Source organism: Pseudomonas sp. PA15(2017) (genome assembly GCF_001945395.1).
GTDB lineage: Bacteria > Pseudomonadota > Gammaproteobacteria > Pseudomonadales > Pseudomonadaceae > Aquipseudomonas.
This window is the reverse complement of the sequence record NZ_MSXV01000047.1, coordinates 15147-30162: the sequence shown is the minus strand read 5'-3', so window position 1 is coordinate 30162 and position 15016 is coordinate 15147. Positions and strand designations below refer to the sequence as shown.

General features: G+C 65.3%; 16 protein-coding genes and 1 pseudogene. 9 read left to right on the top strand and 8 right to left on the bottom strand.

Annotated elements, in window-relative coordinates:
• Positions 1 to 35: 35 nt before the first annotated feature.
• The 5 genes from phnE to BVH03_RS15500 form a co-directional block, all read right to left on the bottom strand.
• On the bottom strand, positions 36 to 803 hold the full coding sequence (gene phnE, locus BVH03_RS15520) for a phosphonate ABC transporter, permease protein PhnE (protein ID WP_075962010.1): 768 nt from the start codon (positions 801 to 803) through the stop codon (positions 36 to 38).
• The gene (locus BVH03_RS15515) at positions 800 to 1627 is read right to left on the bottom strand and encodes an ABC transporter permease (protein ID WP_075962009.1); all 828 of its coding nucleotides are present in this window, start codon (positions 1625 to 1627) and stop codon (positions 800 to 802) included. Before BVH03_RS15515 ends, phnE begins: the two co-directional genes overlap by 4 nt.
• The gene (locus tag BVH03_RS15510) at positions 1621 to 2418 is read right to left on the bottom strand and encodes a phosphonate ABC transporter ATP-binding protein (RefSeq protein ID WP_075962008.1); all 798 of its coding nucleotides are present in this window, start codon (positions 2416 to 2418) and stop codon (positions 1621 to 1623) included. Before BVH03_RS15510 ends, BVH03_RS15515 begins: the two co-directional genes overlap by 7 nt.
• The gene (locus tag BVH03_RS15505) at positions 2415 to 3266 is read right to left on the bottom strand and encodes a putative selenate ABC transporter substrate-binding protein (protein ID WP_075962007.1); all 852 of its coding nucleotides are present in this window, start codon (positions 3264 to 3266) and stop codon (positions 2415 to 2417) included. Before BVH03_RS15505 ends, BVH03_RS15510 begins: the two co-directional genes overlap by 4 nt.
• Positions 3267 to 3429: 163 nt before the next feature.
• A complete protein-coding gene (locus BVH03_RS15500; protein ID WP_218189545.1) occupies positions 3430 to 4731 on the bottom strand; it encodes an Nramp family divalent metal transporter in 1302 nt (433 codons plus the stop codon).
• A 193-nt stretch (positions 4732 to 4924) separates the two neighbouring features.
• Between BVH03_RS15500 and selD the strand changes: the two genes are divergently transcribed.
• On the top strand, positions 4925 to 5959 hold the full coding sequence (gene selD / locus BVH03_RS15495) for a selenide, water dikinase SelD (RefSeq protein WP_075962006.1): 1035 nt from the start codon (positions 4925 to 4927) through the stop codon (positions 5957 to 5959).
• Positions 5959 to 7050 (top strand): tRNA 2-selenouridine(34) synthase MnmH, encoded by a 1092-nt coding sequence (gene mnmH, locus BVH03_RS15490; protein WP_075962005.1) that lies wholly within the window; start codon positions 5959 to 5961, stop codon positions 7048 to 7050. The genes selD and mnmH overlap by 1 nt, the downstream gene beginning before the upstream one ends.
• A gap of 100 nt (positions 7051 to 7150) precedes the next feature.
• Here the strand turns inward: mnmH and BVH03_RS15485 are convergent, their stop codons facing one another.
• Complete coding sequence (locus BVH03_RS15485) at positions 7151 to 8329, bottom strand: cyanate transporter (protein WP_075962004.1); 1179 nt, start codon at positions 8327 to 8329, stop codon at positions 7151 to 7153.
• Complete coding sequence (locus BVH03_RS15480; RefSeq protein ID WP_075962003.1) at positions 8326 to 9228, bottom strand: DMT family transporter; 903 nt, start codon at positions 9226 to 9228, stop codon at positions 8326 to 8328. Before BVH03_RS15480 ends, BVH03_RS15485 begins: the two co-directional genes overlap by 4 nt.
• A gap of 85 nt (positions 9229 to 9313) precedes the next feature.
• Here BVH03_RS15480 and BVH03_RS15475 point away from each other — a divergent pair, with 85 nt between their 5' ends.
• The 4 genes from BVH03_RS15475 to BVH03_RS15460 all read left to right on the top strand — a co-directional run bounded on the left by BVH03_RS15475 (position 9314) and on the right by BVH03_RS15460 (position 11408).
• The gene (locus tag BVH03_RS15475) at positions 9314 to 9811 is read left to right on the top strand and encodes a MarR family winged helix-turn-helix transcriptional regulator (protein WP_075962002.1); all 498 of its coding nucleotides are present in this window, start codon (positions 9314 to 9316) and stop codon (positions 9809 to 9811) included.
• A gap of 14 nt (positions 9812 to 9825) precedes the next feature.
• Positions 9826 to 10122, top strand: a complete 297-nt coding sequence (locus BVH03_RS15470; protein ID WP_075962001.1) for a hypothetical protein — start codon at positions 9826 to 9828, stop codon at positions 10120 to 10122.
• A 141-nt stretch (positions 10123 to 10263) separates the two neighbouring features.
• Positions 10264 to 10557 carry a hypothetical protein gene (locus tag BVH03_RS15465; protein WP_143485978.1) on the top strand — a complete coding sequence of 98 codons (294 nt, stop codon included), beginning with the start codon at positions 10264 to 10266 and terminating at the stop codon, positions 10555 to 10557.
• 101 nt (positions 10558 to 10658) lie between these two features.
• Positions 10659 to 11408, top strand: a complete 750-nt coding sequence (locus tag BVH03_RS15460; protein WP_075961999.1) for an AAA family ATPase — start codon at positions 10659 to 10661, stop codon at positions 11406 to 11408.
• Between the two features lie 86 nt (positions 11409 to 11494).
• Here BVH03_RS15460 and BVH03_RS15455 read toward each other — a convergent pair whose 3' ends face one another.
• Complete coding sequence (locus tag BVH03_RS15455; protein WP_075961998.1) at positions 11495 to 12388, bottom strand: LysR family transcriptional regulator; 894 nt, start codon at positions 12386 to 12388, stop codon at positions 11495 to 11497.
• Positions 12389 to 12482: 94 nt separating this feature from the next.
• Here BVH03_RS15455 and BVH03_RS15450 point away from each other — a divergent pair, with 94 nt between their 5' ends.
• From BVH03_RS15450 to BVH03_RS15440, 3 genes and pseudogenes are all read left to right on the top strand, one after another.
• Positions 12483 to 13652, top strand: a complete 1170-nt coding sequence (locus tag BVH03_RS15450; protein WP_075961997.1) for an MFS transporter — start codon at positions 12483 to 12485, stop codon at positions 13650 to 13652.
• 265 nt (positions 13653 to 13917) lie between these two features.
• Positions 13918 to 14220, top strand: coding sequence for a helix-turn-helix transcriptional regulator (locus BVH03_RS15445; protein ID WP_075961996.1), 303 nt, complete (start codon positions 13918 to 13920; stop codon positions 14218 to 14220).
• 158 nt (positions 14221 to 14378) lie between these two features.
• A pseudogene (locus tag BVH03_RS15440) lies at positions 14379 to 14867 on the top strand (alcohol dehydrogenase catalytic domain-containing protein); the annotation flags it as partial.
• Positions 14868 to 15016 lie beyond the last annotated feature (149 nt).

Below are 15016 nucleotides of genomic sequence, written 5' to 3'. Positions count from 1 at the left end.
TTTCAGACCGTGGTCAGTGCCCCGGCGCTCCCGGATTAATTACGCACCCAGCGTTGGCGTGCCCAGCCGCTGAGGGCATCCACTGCCAACACCAGCAGCAACATGGCGAGGATCACCGTGGCGGCCTGGGCTTCCTGGAACAGGCTCAGGCTCACGTAAAGCATCTGCCCCAGGCCGCCGGCGCCGACGAAGCCCATGATCGCCGCCATGCGGATGTTGTTCTCCCAGCGGTACAGGCTGTAGGCCAGTAACTGCGGCCACAGCGCCGGCAGGGTGCCGTAGCAGAACGCGGCCCAGGCGCCGCCGCCTTGCAGACGAATGGCGTCTGCCGGCTGCGGCGGGGTGTTCTCCAGGGCCTCGGCGAACAGCCGGCCCAGCACCCCAGCGGTGTGCAGTGCCAACGCCAGGGTGCCCGCATTGGGTCCCAACCCGGCAGCCAGCACCATGAGCACCGCCCACACCAGTTCGGGAATGGCGCGCAGGGCATTGAGCAGCAGCGGCGTGGCAGCCTGGGCGAGGGCACCCGGGCGACCGGCCGCAGGCAGCGCCAGCAGCAGGCCGAGCAGGGCAGCGAGCAGCGTGCCCACGGCCGACATGGCCAGGGTTTCCAGAGCGCCATGGGCGGTGGCCTGCAGGTGGCCGGCGCTGAAGTCCGGGTTGAGAAAGCGCGCGGCATAACTGCCCATCTGCCCCAGGCTGTCGGCGCCGAACAGGCCGGCCAGATCCAGGCCCAGGTAGGCGAAGGAGCCGATCACCGCCGCGGCGATGCCCAGCACCAGTAGCAGATTGCCAATGCGCCTCATGTGAACCTCGCACGCAGCAGCCGGCTCAACTGATCGGCCAGCAGCACCAGCACCAGAAAGGTCAGCAGCATGCTGGCCACTTCGGCGCCAGCGAACATGCGCATCGACAGGTCGATCTGCTGGCCCAGGCCGCCGGCGCCGACGAAGCCCATCACTACCGAGGCGCGCACCGCGCATTCCCAGCGGTACACCGTGTAGGAAGTCAGCTCCGCCGCGGCGGCCGGCAGCACGCCGTAGGCGAAGGCGGCCAGGCGACCGCTGCCGCTCTGCAGCAGGGCGTGTACCGGGCGTTGGTCCACCGACTCGAAGATTTCCGCGTAGACCTTGCCGAGCATGCCCGCGTACGTGATGGCGATGGCCAGCACCCCGGCGGTCGGACCCAGGCCCACGGCGCGCACGAACAGCAGGGCCCAGACGATTTCCGGCACGCTGCGCAACACGATCAGCGCGCCGCGCACCGGCCAGCGCAGCCACCGGCCCAGCACACTCGGCTGGCCGCCACGCGAGGCTGCCGAGAGCGACAGCGCGCGGCTGGCCAGCAGGCTTGCCGGCACCGCCAGCAGCAGCGCCAGGGCCATGCCAGCGGTGGCGATGGCCAGGGTCTGCAGGGTGGCATCGACAAGCAGGGCGAGGAATTCGCCGCTGTGGGCCGGTGGCCAGAAATCCTTGAGGAAACTGCCCATGGATTGCGCGCTGTCCGGGTGCAGCAACACGCCCAGATCCAGCTCGGCCAGGCGCATGCCCGGCCACAGCAGGGCGATGGCCAGCAGCGCGAGGACCAGACGCGGCAGGGCTGCTGGGTCGCGGTAATCGCGTTTCAGCATCGCGCCGCCCAGGCCCCCGGCGCAGGCCCGTCAACGCAGGCGGGGCTCAGCTGTTCGTTGGCATACAGCGCCTGCAGGCGCTCGGCGTCGACTTCGCTGGCCGGCAGGTCGAAGGCGATGCGCCCGTCACGCACGCCGACGATGCGTGGAAAATGCGCCAGGGCCAGCTCCACGGTGTGCAGGCTGGCGACCAGGGTCACGCCGCCGGCTTCGGCATGACCGACCAGCAGCGACAGGGTGTGATCGGCCAGGCGCGGGTCCATGGCCGAGACCGGCTCATCGGCGAGCAGCAATCGTGGGCCCTGATACAGGGCCCGGGCGATGCCGACACGCTGCAGCTGGCCACCGGAGAGCTGGCCGCAGCGGGCGAACAGCTTGTCGCCGAGGTCGAGCTTGTGCAACTGCGCTCGCGCACCGGGGATGTCCAGCGGATACAGCAGGTTGACCAGGCTCCTGGCCAGGCTCCACTGGCCCAGGCGCCCGGCCAGCACGGCGGTGACCACCCGCTGGCGCAGGGGCAGAGGCGGCGCCTGATGGATCAGACCGATGTGCGTGCGCAGGCGTTGGCGCTGGCGGCTGGAAAGCTGCCACGGGCGTTCGCCCAACACCTGCAGCTCACCCGCGCTGGGCGCCAGGGCGGTGGCCAGCAGGTTGAGCAGGCTGGACTTGCCGGCCCCGGACGGGCCGATGATCGCCACCCGCTCACCCTGTTCGATCTGCAGGTCGATGCCCTGCAGCGCCTGCACGCCATTGCCGTGCCTGAGCCCGACGGCGGTCAGGCGCAGGCTCATTTGAGCAGATCGGCAGCGCGGGCAGCCTCTTCGATGCCCTTGTAGTTCTCAGGCTTGGTCTCGATGAAGCGGCTGGCCGCCTGCAGGTCGAGAATCGCCTTGTGCTCCGGGTTGGCCGGGTCGAGGGCCAGGAAGGCCTGCTTGATCTTCTCGGCCAGCGCCGGGTCGAGGGTGCCGCGCACGGTCCAGTTGTAATCGAAGTAGGTCGGCGTGGTGGCGAAGACCTTGACCTTGGCGGTATCGACCTTGCCGCTCTTGACCAGTTTGTCCCACACGCTGGAGTTCAGTACCCCGGCATCGACCTTGCCGGCCTGCACCCAGGCGGCGGTGGCGTCGTGGGCGCCGGAGTAGGCGACGCGGCTGAAGTAGCTTTCCGGCTTGATGCCGTCCTGCAGCATGAAGTAGCGCGGCATCAGGCTGCCGGAGGTGGAGGAAATCGAGCCGAAGGCGAAGGTCTTGCCTTTCAGGTCCTTGAGCGATTTGACCTGCGGGTCGGCGCTGATGAACGTGCTGGTGAAGGCCGCGTCCTGCTCACGCTGTACCAGGGGCACCGCGTTGCCGGTCTTCAGGTTTACCTGCACGAAGGTGAAGCCACCCAGCCAGGCCATGTCCAGGCGATCGGTGGCCAGCGCCTCGACCACTGCCGGGTAGTCGGCGACCGGTACGAACTCGACCTTCATGCCCAGTTGCTGCTCCAGGTAGGCGCCCAGAGGCTTGAACTTGCGCAGAAGCTCAGTGGGCGCTTCATCCGGGATGGCCGAGACGCGCAGGGTTTCGGCGGCATGGGCGGTGAGGGCAGCGGCGGACAGGGCAAGGCCGGCGACCAGCGACAGGGTGCGCTTGAGCATGGAGTTCTCCGGTTCAATAGCGGAAAAAACGAGAGGATGTGTGCGGCGTACGGGCGGATGCAGTGCTGCTCAGGCGTGGCTGGGCGGCTGGTGCGCGGCACGGGCGGCGCAAGTATAGGGGCAGTCGCCGCCCGCGGCGAGCGCCGCGGGGGTTGGTGTGGGCCTAGCCGATCAGGCGGGCCAACTCGTTCAGGCAGAGCACCACGAAAAGCGCCGCGGCAATTCCCAGCAGGCCGTTGGACAGCCAACCCGAGCGCCACTCTGCCGGCACCCGTTGCGAATTGAGCAGCCAGATCAGCGTGAGCGCCAGGAACGGCATGAAGAACGCACCGAAGGCGCCGTAAGCGATCACCAGGCCGAAGGGCCGACCCAGGGTGAGCAGCAACATCGGCGGGAAGGTCAGCCAGAGCACGTAGAAGCGGAAGGCCGGGGTTTTTTCCAGGTCCTGCCGCGCGCCCTTGGCCTGCTCGCCGCCCTGCACCTGGCGCACGAAGTCGGCGAACAACAGCGACACGCCGTGCCAGACACCGAGGATCGACGAGAAAGTGGTCGCCGCGAAGCCGATCAGGAACAGGGTGGACACCACGCTGCCGAAGCGCTCGCGCAGGATTTCATCGAGGTCGAGCAGGCCGCGGTCACCACCTGCCAGGGTGACTTGAGCTGTATAGAGCAGTTCGGCGCCGACGATCAGCATCGAAATCACGAAGATGCCGGTGGCGATGTAGGCCACCCGGTTGTCCAGGCGCATCATGCCCATCCAAGCCGGGGTGCGCCAACCCTTGGCCTGCACCCAGTAGCCGTAGGAGGCCATGGTGATGGTGCCGCCAACGCCGCCGATAAGGCCCAGCGTGTAGATCGCCGAGCCTTCGGGAATAGTCGGTACCAGGCCGGTCACTGCCTGGCCGAGGTTGGGCATGACCAGAATGGCGAGGCCGACGACCACCACGAACATGATGCCGATGAACAGCTTCATGACCGTCTCGAAGGCGCTGTAGCGGTTGAACAGCACGAACACCGCGCCGGCGATCCCCGACAGGGCGCCCCACATCCAGAACGGCATCACGTCCGGGAACAGCGCAGCCAGCGGCAATGCCGTGGCGCTCATCGCCGTGCCGCCATAAACGAAGCCCCAGACCACGATGTAGATACCGAAATACCAGTACGTCCATTTGCCCAGCGAGCGCCAGCCTTCGAGAATCGTCGAGCCGGTCGCCAGGTGATAGCGCGCCGAGCCCTCGGCCAGGGCGATCTTGACGATGCAGCCCACCACCGCGGCCCAGAGCAGGGCATAACCGAAGCGCGAGCCGGCGATCAGGGTCGCCACCAGATCGCCAGCGCCGACCCCGGTGACCGCGACCACGATGCCCGGGCCGATGAGCTTCCAGCGCGCCGCCGTGCTGCTCGGTGGGGCGGACTGGGTGGGTTCTTCCATCGAAGGTGAGCGCGTCTCGTTATTGTCGTTCATGGCATCATCCTGTGGGCGCCGCTAGGGCATTTGCATGGAGCTTAGATAGGCCCTGAAACGTTTTGCACAGCAGTGGGGAGGGAAAAGTGTTGCAGGTCATGCGCGCGAGCGCGCCAGGGCTGCTCGCTTCTGCGAGGGCGCGCGGGGGCTGGTAGAATCCGCCGCCTGTTTCCCCGTTGACGAGAGCGTTGCCATGAGTGAGCCGATCCGCCTGACCCAGTACAGCCACGGAGCCGGCTGCGGCTGCAAGATTTCCCCCAAGGTGCTGGAGGTGATCCTCGCGGGCAGTGGTGCTCAGAATCTGGACCCCAAGCTGTGGGTCGGCAATGCCTCGCGCGACGACGCCGCGGTCTACGCCCTCGATGAAGAACGCGGCGTGGTGTCGACCACCGACTTCTTCATGCCCATCGTCGACGACCCGTTCGATTTCGGCCGCATCGCCGCCACCAATGCGATCAGCGACATCTACGCCATGGGTGGCGACCCGCTGATGGCTATCGCCATTCTCGGCTGGCCGGTCAACCTGCTGCCGCCAGAGGTCGCCCGCGAGGTGATCCGTGGCGGCCGCGCGGTGTGCGATGCCGCCGGCATTCCGCTGGCCGGCGGGCATTCCATCGACGCCCCCGAGCCGATCTTTGGTCTGGCGGTGACCGGCGTGGTGAGCAAGCAGCACATGAAGCGCAACGACACCGCCCAGGCCGGCGACACGCTGTACCTGACCAAACCCCTGGGCATCGGCATCCTCACCACGGCCGAGAAGAAGGCCAAGCTGCGCGCCGAGGACGTAGGCCTGGCCCGCGACTGGATGTGCACCCTGAACAAGCCCGGCAGCCGCTTCGGCAAGCTAGCCGGCGTCAACGCCATGACCGACGTCACCGGTTTCGGCCTGCTCGGCCACCTGGTGGAAATGGCCGACGGCGCCAGCCTCACCGCACGCCTGGACTACGCCGCGGTGCCGCGCCTGCCAGGCGTCGATCATTACCTGGCCGAAGGCTGCGTGCCCGGCGGCACGCTGCGCAACTTCGACAGCTACGGCGAGCGCATCGCCGCCCTGAGCGACAGCCAGCGTGACCTGCTCTGCGACCCACAGACCAGCGGCGGCTTGCTGATCGCCGTCAGCGAAGCGGGTGAGGCCGAATTCCTTGCCGTGGCGGCCGAGCTGGGCCTGCACCTGGCGCCGATTGGCGTGTTGGTGGAGCGACAGCGTCACGCCGTCGAGGTGTTCTGATGCGCGACGATGCCCGCGATTTTCGAACGATTTTCCTCGATGGCGTCCCGATGATGGATACCCGCGCACCGGTGGAGTTCGCCAAGGGCGCGTTTCCTGGCGTGGCCAACTTGCCGCTGATGACCGACCTGGAGCGCCAGAAGGTCGGCACCTGCTATAAGCAGCACGGCCAGGATGCTGCCATCAAACTCGGCCACCAACTGGTCGGCGGCGACATCAAGGCCGAACGCGTCGCGGCCTGGGCGGCGTTCGCCCGCGCCAACCCGAATGGCTACCTGTACTGCTTTCGCGGCGGCCTGCGCTCGCAGATCGTTCAGCAGTGGCTGCGCGAGGCGGGCATCGACTACCCGCGTATCACCGGCGGCTACAAGGCGATGCGCACCTTCCTGCTCGACACCCTCGAAGAAGCCGTGGCGCAGTGCCGCTTCGCGGTAGTCGGTGGCATGACCGGCACCGGCAAGACCGACGTGCTGGCACAGTTGCCCGATGGCCTGGACCTGGAAGGCCACGCCAACCACCGTGGTTCCAGCTTCGGCAAACGCGCCACCGGGCAGCCGGCACAGATCGATTTCGAAAACGCCCTGGCCGTGGACATCCTGCGCAAGCGGGCGGCGGGTATCGAGCGCTTCGTGATCGAAGACGAAGGGCGCATCGTCGGCAGTTGCAACGTGCCGCTGTCGTTGCACCTGGGCATGCAGGGTTACCCGCTGGTGTGGCTGGAAGACAGCTTCGACGGGCGGGTGGAGCGCATCCTGCGTGACTACGTGATTGACCTCTGTGCCGAGTTCATCACCGTAAACGGTGAGGCGCGCGGCTTCGACCTGTTCGCCGCACGGCTGCTGCAGAGCCTGGACAACATCCACAAGCGCCTGGGCGGCGAACGCCACCAGCGCCTGCGGGCGATCATGGTCGATGCCCTCGGCGCCCAGCAGCGTAGCGGTGCCGTGGACTTCCACCGCGACTGGATCGTTGGGCTGCTGCGCGAATACTACGACCCCATGTACGCCTACCAGCGCGACAGCAAGGCCGAACGCATCGTCTTCGCCGGCGACGAGGCTGCTGTGGTCGCCTACCTGCGCGAAGCGCATTAACCCCGCCGCCACGTAGGGCGCACTGGGCGGCATTCCGTTCGCGGAGCAATACGCCTTGCGCCGTAACGGCGGACTGTTCGCTGGCGCTCCTGAGTCCGCCCTATGCCCCGTTCGTGCTGAGGCGGGTGCGAAAATGCCCGCTACCCGGTTTGAAGCGCGCGGCCATGAGCATCAGCCCCAGGCTGGCGGCGGCCATCATCAGCCAGCTCAGGCGCAGGTCGTGGGTGTACTGGCGCAGCAGGCCGGCGAGCAGCGGTGAGGTGGCGGCGATCAGGTAACCGCCACCCTGTACGAAGGCCAGCAGGTCACCGGTCTGGCGTGGGTCGTCGAGATGGTCCTGGGCGACCACCAGCGACAGCGGAAATAGCGCGCCGATTCCGATGCCGATCAGCACGCAGATCGGTACCACCAGCGCCAAGGGTGCGACCACCAGGGCGATCAGCCCGAGCAGCAGGCACACCAGCACGAAACCCAGCAGCACCCGGCGATCCGGGCAGCGCGCCAGCAGGCTCGACGCCAGCAGGCCAGCTGCCACTTCGCAGAGCGTCAGGGCGGCCAGCAGCAGGCCACTGGACTCGGCGCTCCAGCCCAGCGATGTGTAGTAGGGCGGCAGCCACGCCAGCACCAGCGTATAACCCGCGGTACCAACCCCGAAGAACGCCATCAGCAACCAGGCACGTGGCGAGCGCCAGGGGTTGAGCGATGCCGCCGAGCTGGTCGCGGTTGGCTCATCCGCCGGGGCCGCATGCTTCCACACCAGGCAGGCGACGATGGCCGGTACTGCCCAGGCCGCCAGTGCCCAGGCCCAGCCCAGCCACTGCGCCAGCCAGGGCGTCAGCGCGGCACCAAAAGCCGCGCCGCCCATGATCGCGCAGCTGTAGAAACCGATCAGCCGGCCAGCGTCCTGACTGAAACGCGCCTTGATCAAGCCTGGCAGCAACGCCTGTACGAAGGCGATGCCGGCGCCGGCCAGCAAGGCACTGACCAGCAATGGCGTGGCGCTCGGCAGCAGGCCGCGGGCCAGGCAGGCGAGTGCGATCAGCAGGGTGCCGAGCAGGATGCCGCGTCGCTCGCCGAACCGTCCGCGCAGAAATGTCGCAGCCAGGGCGCCGAGGCCCATGATCACGATCGGCAGGCTGGTCAGCAGGCTGGCGCCCACATGCCCCAGGTGCGTGTCCAGCTGAATGCGGTCGAGCAGCGGCCCCACTGCTGCCAGCACCGGGCGCAGGTTCAGGCCGAGCAGGATGATCGCCAGCAGCAACAGGGTCTGGCGTTTCATCGCGCTTTCTCCTGGGCGCCACGCCAGGCCACCAGCAATACGCCGACGACGATGCACAGCGCCGCCAGCGCCAGGCTCAGGCTGCCCTGTTCGCCGAGCAGACCAATGGCCATGGCCGCGCCAGTGATTGCCGCCACCGAGCCGATCTGGCTGAGGAATACCGTGCCTGCCAGCTTCTGCAGGATGAAGAACAGCGCATAGACCGTTGCGAACAAGAGCATCTGCACCAGCATCAGGCCGACGGCCAGGGGAGTGCTCAGGTTGGGCGAGAAGTCCACGCCAAGCAGCGCCGTAAATCCCAGCAGCACCGCGCCGCCCAGCAGCATGCCGGGCGCCAGCGACAGCGGCGTGGCGCCGCTGGGCCAGTATCGGGCGCGATAGATATTGCCCAGCGCCAGGAATATCGGCACGCACAGCGCAGCCATTACCCATAGAGCCGGGCTGTCGCCGCCGTGCAGTTTGCCCAGTGCCAGCAGCAGGCTGCCGGACAGACCGATGCAGATGCCCAGCAAGCGGACGCGGCTGAGCGCCTCCATGCGCAGCGCCAGGGCCAACAGGTAGGTGAACAGGGGTGGGAAGGCCAGGCACATCGAGGCGAACCCCGCGCCTACATGGCCGATGGAGCTGAACAGCAGGCCATTCGGTACAGCGATGCTGAGCAGGCCCGAGGCCAGGTAGTAGCGTTGTTGCGACAGGCTCATGCCAGGTCGCTCGCCCCGCCACCAGGCGAACAGCAACAGCAGCAGGCCACCACCCAGCAGGCCCCACAGCAGATAGGCTATCGGCTGCCAGCCGGCGCTGCCGGCCAGTTTGACCAGAATGCTGGTGAGCCCCATCAGCGCGCCAACGGTGAACAGCAGGGCCAGAGCCACGACGGGTCGATGCTGCGTGCCTGTCATGCAGGTGCCTCCTTGAACTGGATAAGCTACGATGCAAACATTCTTTTTGAAAAGTATCTTGATAGCAAGATAAATTGAGGGCGATATGCAGGATCGAGCACAACTGGCCGCCGAGCAGTGGCGAGAACAACGCCCGGATCTGGACGGCTTCGCCATGGCGGTGATGGGCAGGTTGGGCGAGCTGGCCCAGGTGTTCAGCCGCGACCACCTGGCGCCGTTCTTCGCCAAGCACGGCCTGCAGGCCGGCGAGTTCGACGTGCTGGCCACCCTGCGCCGCTCCGGTGAGCCCTATGCGCTGATGCCCACCGCGTTGTACGAAAGTGCGATGATTTCCTCGGGCGGCATGACCAGCCGCATCGACCGCCTGGAGAAAGCCGGGCTGATCGAGCGGCGCAAGCACCCGACCGATCGCCGCGGCATACTGGTAGCGCTGACGCCCGCTGGCTTTGAACTGATCGACAACATGCTCACCGCTCATGTTGCTAACCTGCAGCACGTACTCGCAGTCCTCAGTGACGAGGAAAAACAGCAGTTGCATGCGCTCACCGGCAAGCTGCTGGCCAACCTGCAACCGGGTGAATGAAAGGAATCGAACCCATGTCCCTCACGACATTGATCATCGGCGTATTCGCCCAACTGTTCTTCGCCGGCCTGCAAGGCCTGATCGTGGTCTTCTCGGGCGCTGCCCTTGCCAACAACAGCGAACTGACACCCTTCCAGGATCGCCTGCTGGCCACCCTGATGCTGCTGCTCCCCGGCATCTCGCTGGCCACCGCCGGCCTGCTGGTGGTCGGCTACCTGAGCTCGGCGCCCTGGCTCTCCAATCTCTGGCACCTGCTGCCTATCGTAGGCTTCGGCTTTTATCTGCTGTTCGTGCTGTGCTTGAATCGGTGAGCGGGCAGGGCACTGGGAACCTGCCCAGCTGGGGCTTGCAGGTGAACCGCCGTCTTGTGGGAGCGCGCCATGCGCGCGAAGTCGCAAGCCCGGTCGCCACCGCCCTTTCAAAAGCCAGCTAATGCGTAGAGAGGGCGAGGTTTGATCCGTCCACCGGTGAGGATCGCTGATGGGGTCAGCCCGGAATTACGCAGCAAAACGCTCACACGGAAACGATTGAGTAAATCATGGAAGCTATTTTTCAAATCATCAGAAGCCCTGATTGAGTATTTTCTCAAGGGCGTGGGGCTTTGGGTGTTGAAGATGATGGCATTCGGACGGTACCGCGATACCTACAGCTACCTGCACTTCCTGCCTGGCTTTGTTGGATTCGTATCGTTGCTCGGCCTGCTGTTTCTCGTCGTGTTGATGGTTGGTGCTATACGCAGCGTTTAGGCTTTGCGGCGTTTATTCGTCCACTAACGAATGCATATGTAGATTGCAGAGCGTGATCCACCCCAAGACCAAGCCCGCCTCTCAACTAGGCACTGAACACCATGATTTCGTCTCAATACCTCAGCCGAATCACCTTGCGCCGCGATAAAGTCGAGTCGTTCGAGCGCTATCCCTTCAGCCTTCCGGCGGTGCACGCGCTGGAGAGCATCGATCTGCACCCGAAAGTCACTTACTTCGTGGGTGAGAACGGTTCGGGCAAGTCCACACTGCTCGAGGCAATCGCTGTTTCGCTCGGGTTCAATGCGGAGGGCGGCACCAAGAACTTTCGCTTTGGTACGCGGCGATCGCATTCCGAACTTCATGAGTTCCTGCGTATCGCCAAGGGTTTTCGCAGGCCGCGAGACGGTTTTTTCTTGCGCGCCGAAAGCTTCTTCAACGTCGCCACGGAAATCGAAAACCTCGATGCAGAACCCTTCGGCGGGCCGCCCGTGATCAATTCGTACGGCGGCAGATCCTTGCACGAGCAGTCACATGGTGAATCGTTCCTGGCGCTGATGACAGAACGCTTTGGCGGTCAGGGCGTTTACATCCTCGACGAACCGGAGGCGGCTCTATCGCCACAGCGGCAACTCGCCGTCCTGGCTCGCATACACGACCTGGTTCTAGATGACTCCCAATTCATCATCGCCACCCACTCGCCCATCCTGATGGCTTACCCCGAGGCGGACATCTACCTGTGTAACGAAAACGGTGTTTCAAAGGTGGCTTACGAAGATACCGAGCATTACCAAGTGACCAAGGATTTTCTAGCCAATCCCGAGCGCATGCTGCGCATGTTGATGGAGCGCTGAGCGGAGCTAATAGGGCGCTGGGCATAGCTGCTGTTCGAAGCCGCAACGGTGAACAAGAAACGTGTTGTTCGCCCTACGCCAATCACCTACAGCCGGTGATGCTCGAGCAGAAAATCCACGAACAGCCGCACCCGCGCCGGCATGGTCGGGCCGCCGACGAACACGGCGTGGATCGGTTCCCGTTCGCCTGGGTTGTAGGTTTCGAGCAGCGGTGTCAGGTCGCCGCGGCCGATGTCCTCGTTGACCGTGAAGGCGCCGATGCGGGCGATGCCGGCGCCGACCCGGGCCAGTTGCGCCAGGGCTTCGCCACTGCTGCATTCGATGTTGCCGCACACCTTCAGGGAAAATGTCTCGCCGTCACGCAGGAAGGGCCAGTTGGGCTCGGCGCGGCGGAAGTTGAAGCGCAGACAGTTGTGCTGCAGCAAATCTTCCGGCACCTGGGGCGTGCCATGGCGCGTCAGGTAATCGGGCGAGGCTACCACCACCTGGCCGGTGTCGCCGATCTTGCGAGCGGTCAGCGGGCTGTCCGGCAGCGGGCCGAAGCGCACCGCCACATCGGCCACGCCGCCGAGAATATCCACCACCTCGTCACCCAGGGTCAGGTCGACGACGATATTCGGGTAGCGCGCACTGAACGCCGCCACCAGCGGCACGATGGCCAACCGGCCATGGCCGAGCGCGGCGCTGACGCGGATGCGCCCCTTGGGCACGCTTTGGTCGGCGATGGCGTCCTCGACCTCCGTCAGATCGGCGAGGATGCGCCGGGCGCCACGTAGGTAAGCCTCGCCCTCGGCCGTGAAGGTGATCGCCCGGGTGGTGCGCAGCAGCAAGCGGGTGCCCAGGCGTTGTTCGGTGCGGGCGATGATGCGGCTGACCGCCGAGGGCGTCAGGCCCAGCGTGCGCGCTGCCGCCGACAGGCTACCTTCCTGCGCGACACGCACCAGCACCTCCATTTCGCCTGATCGGCCGCCTAGGTCCACTTGTGCCTCCACGGCAAAGGTGTTTGCCAGAAAAGCGGTCTACCGCCCGTGAGAGCGGAATCGTAGCATTTGCGGCATAGATAAGGAGCCTCTCATGCGTATCAATCCACCGCTCGTCGCGCTCGCCATCGGTGCTTTCGGCATCGGCGTCACCGAGTTCGCCCCCATGGGCATGTTGCCCGGCATCGCCAGCGATCTCGGCGTGTCGATTCCCGCCGCCGGCCTGCTGGTCAGCGCCTATGCCATCGGCGTACTGATCGGCGCGCCCCTGATGACCCTCACCACTGGCAAGATTCCCCGACGCTACCTGCTGATCGGGCTGATGGCCATCTTCACCCTCGGCAACCTGATGTCCGCCCTGGCTACCGACTACACCAGCCTGCTGATCGCCCGGGTGGTCACCTCGCTCAATCATGGCGCCTTCTTCGGCGTCGGCTCCGTCGTCGCCGCCAGCCTGGTCGCGCCGGATAAACGGGCTGGCGCAGTCGCCGCGATGTTCATGGGCCTGACCCTGGCCACCATCGGCGGCGTGCCGCTGGCTGCCTGGTTCGGCGAGCTGCTCGGCTGGCGCACGGCGTTCTGGGGCATTGCCGGCCTGGGCGTGATCACCATGCTCGCGCTGTGGTTCGCCTTGCCCAACGTCGAGCTGCCGAAGAGCGATGGCGTGCTCGCCGAGATCCGTGTGCTGGGCCGTGGCCCGGTACTCGCCGCGCTGGCCCTGACGGTGGTCGGCTCCAGTGCAATGTTCACGGTATTCACTTACATCGCGCCGATCCTCAGCACCCAGACCCATGCCTCTACAGGCTTCATCACCGCCATGCTGGTGCTCTACGGCGTCGGCCTGACCCTGGGCAACATATGGGGTGGCAAGGCGGCGGACCGCTCCATCGACCGCACCCTGATCGCTTCGCTGGGCGCGCTGATCCTGGTGCTGCTGGCCTTCACGGTGCTGATGCGCTGGCCGCTACCGGCCGCCGTGGCCATCCTCATCTGGGGTATCGCCAGTTTCGCCATCGTGCCACCGCTGCAGATGCGCGTGATGGAAGCCGCCAAGGACGCCCCCAACCTGGCCTCGGCCGTGAACATCGGCGCCTTCAACCTTGGCAACGCCGTCGGTGCGGCCCTGGGTGGCGCGGTGATCAGCGCGGGCCTTGGTTACCCGGCAATCTCCCTGGCCGGTGCGGCGATGGCGGCGCTCGGGCTGCTGATGGTGTTGGGGTTTGCCTGGCGATCCAGGGCGGTGGCTGCGGCGGTATGCCCATGATTTGAGGACATGCCAGGGCGTACTGTGCGGCGTTCCGTTCGCCGAGCAGTACGCCTCTGTCTTGGCAGGCGAACTGTTCGCTGGCGCTACGAGCGGCCGGCGTTCCGGTCAGCCCTAGGCGCTGCGGTAAATGGGGCAGGGCCACGGTTCTAGATGAACCGTGGCCCTTTGCGTTTGTGGCAAGGCGTGTACCGCATCGGACCGACGGTAGTCGCCAGAACAACGCCTGAATTGATATATCGGTAAATCTCGATATTATCGCGCCATGGACCTGATCGACGTATTCAAAGCACTCTCCAACCGCACGCGCCTTGAGATTCTCAAGGGCCTGAAGGACCCCGCGAAGAACTTCCCGCCGCAGGATGAAGGCGACGTTCACACGGTGGGAGTATGCGTGAGCAGCATTCAGGAAGGAGTAAGGCTGTCGCAGTCGACGGTGTCCGACTACCTGGCGACGCTGCAGCGAGCGGGCCTGGTGGAAGTCAGGCGCATCGGGCAGTGGACCTATTACAAGCGCAACGAGAAAGCCATCAGCGCGCTGGCGGAGCTGATAGGCAAAGAACTGTAGTTTTTATTCGTTCTTTTATATCGGAAAATCCCGATATTCCTGTATATCGAAGCGAGGGCTTGCCATGGGCTGAGCGTGTAGTGAAAGCGTCGTAAATTTTTTGTCCTTATATATCGAAAAATCCCGATATTCCTTTTTATAGAAACCAGGAATCAACAATGAAAGCGCAGATACTCAACGCCTTTGGCAGCCCTCAAGCATTCCAGTTGGTCGATGTACCAAAGCCTGTGCCACAAGCGGGCCAGGTGCTGGTGCGGGTGCACGCCACCTCCATCAACCCGCTGGATTACCAGGTACGCTGCGGCGACTACGCCGATCTGGTGCCACTACCGGCGATTACCGGGCATGACGTGTCCGGTGTCGTCGAAGCGGTCGGGCCGGGCGTGACGGGCTTCGTGCCAGGCGACGAAGTCTGGTACACGCCACAGATCTTCGAGGGCGCCGGCAGCTATGCCGAGTACCACGTGGCTGACGAACGCATCGTCGGCAGAAAGCCGTCCACGTTGAGCCATCTCGAGGCGGCCAGCCTGACCCTGGTTGGCGGTACTGCATGGGAAGCCTTGGTGGTACGCGCAGCGCTCAGAGTGGGCGAGCGCATCCTGATTCACGGTGGCGCCGGCGGCGTCGGCCATGTGGCTATCCAGCTAGGTGTGATCTCTCAGGGGTTCTACCCCGTTAGCACGGACACTTTCAAGTAAGCTCACACCGAGCTGAAGGAGTGTTCATGAAGCGCAAGAAATACAGTCCTGAATTCAAGCGGGAAGCCATCGAGTTGGTTCGTCGTTCAGGGGCGAGT

Excerpts from the sequence above, each read along its gene's own strand:
- phnE (WP_075962010.1), bottom strand. The coding sequence starts at position 803 with ATGAGGCGCATTGGCAATCTGCTACTGGTGCTGGGCATCGCCGCGGCG.
- BVH03_RS15515 (WP_075962009.1), bottom strand. The coding sequence starts at position 1,627 with ATGCTGAAACGCGATTACCGCGACCCAGCAGCCCTGCCGCGTCTGGTC.
- BVH03_RS15510 (WP_075962008.1), bottom strand. The coding sequence starts at position 2,418 with ATGAGCCTGCGCCTGACCGCCGTCGGGCTCAGGCACGGCAATGGCGTG.
- BVH03_RS15505 (WP_075962007.1), bottom strand. The coding sequence starts at position 3,266 with ATGCTCAAGCGCACCCTGTCGCTGGTCGCCGGCCTTGCCCTGTCCGCC.
- BVH03_RS15500 (WP_218189545.1), bottom strand. The coding sequence starts at position 4,731 with ATGAACGACAATAACGAGACGCGCTCACCTTCGATGGAAGAACCCACC.
- selD (WP_075962006.1), top strand. The coding sequence starts at position 4,925 with ATGAGTGAGCCGATCCGCCTGACCCAGTACAGCCACGGAGCCGGCTGC.
- mnmH (WP_075962005.1), top strand. The coding sequence starts at position 5,959 with ATGCGCGACGATGCCCGCGATTTTCGAACGATTTTCCTCGATGGCGTC.
- BVH03_RS15485 (WP_075962004.1), bottom strand. The coding sequence starts at position 8,329 with ATGAAACGCCAGACCCTGTTGCTGCTGGCGATCATCCTGCTCGGCCTG.
- BVH03_RS15480 (WP_075962003.1), bottom strand. The coding sequence starts at position 9,228 with ATGACAGGCACGCAGCATCGACCCGTCGTGGCTCTGGCCCTGCTGTTC.
- BVH03_RS15475 (WP_075962002.1), top strand. The coding sequence starts at position 9,314 with ATGCAGGATCGAGCACAACTGGCCGCCGAGCAGTGGCGAGAACAACGC.
- BVH03_RS15470 (WP_075962001.1), top strand. The coding sequence starts at position 9,826 with ATGTCCCTCACGACATTGATCATCGGCGTATTCGCCCAACTGTTCTTC.
- BVH03_RS15460 (WP_075961999.1), top strand. The coding sequence starts at position 10,659 with ATGATTTCGTCTCAATACCTCAGCCGAATCACCTTGCGCCGCGATAAA.
- BVH03_RS15450 (WP_075961997.1), top strand. The coding sequence starts at position 12,483 with ATGCGTATCAATCCACCGCTCGTCGCGCTCGCCATCGGTGCTTTCGGC.
- BVH03_RS15445 (WP_075961996.1), top strand. The coding sequence starts at position 13,918 with ATGGACCTGATCGACGTATTCAAAGCACTCTCCAACCGCACGCGCCTT.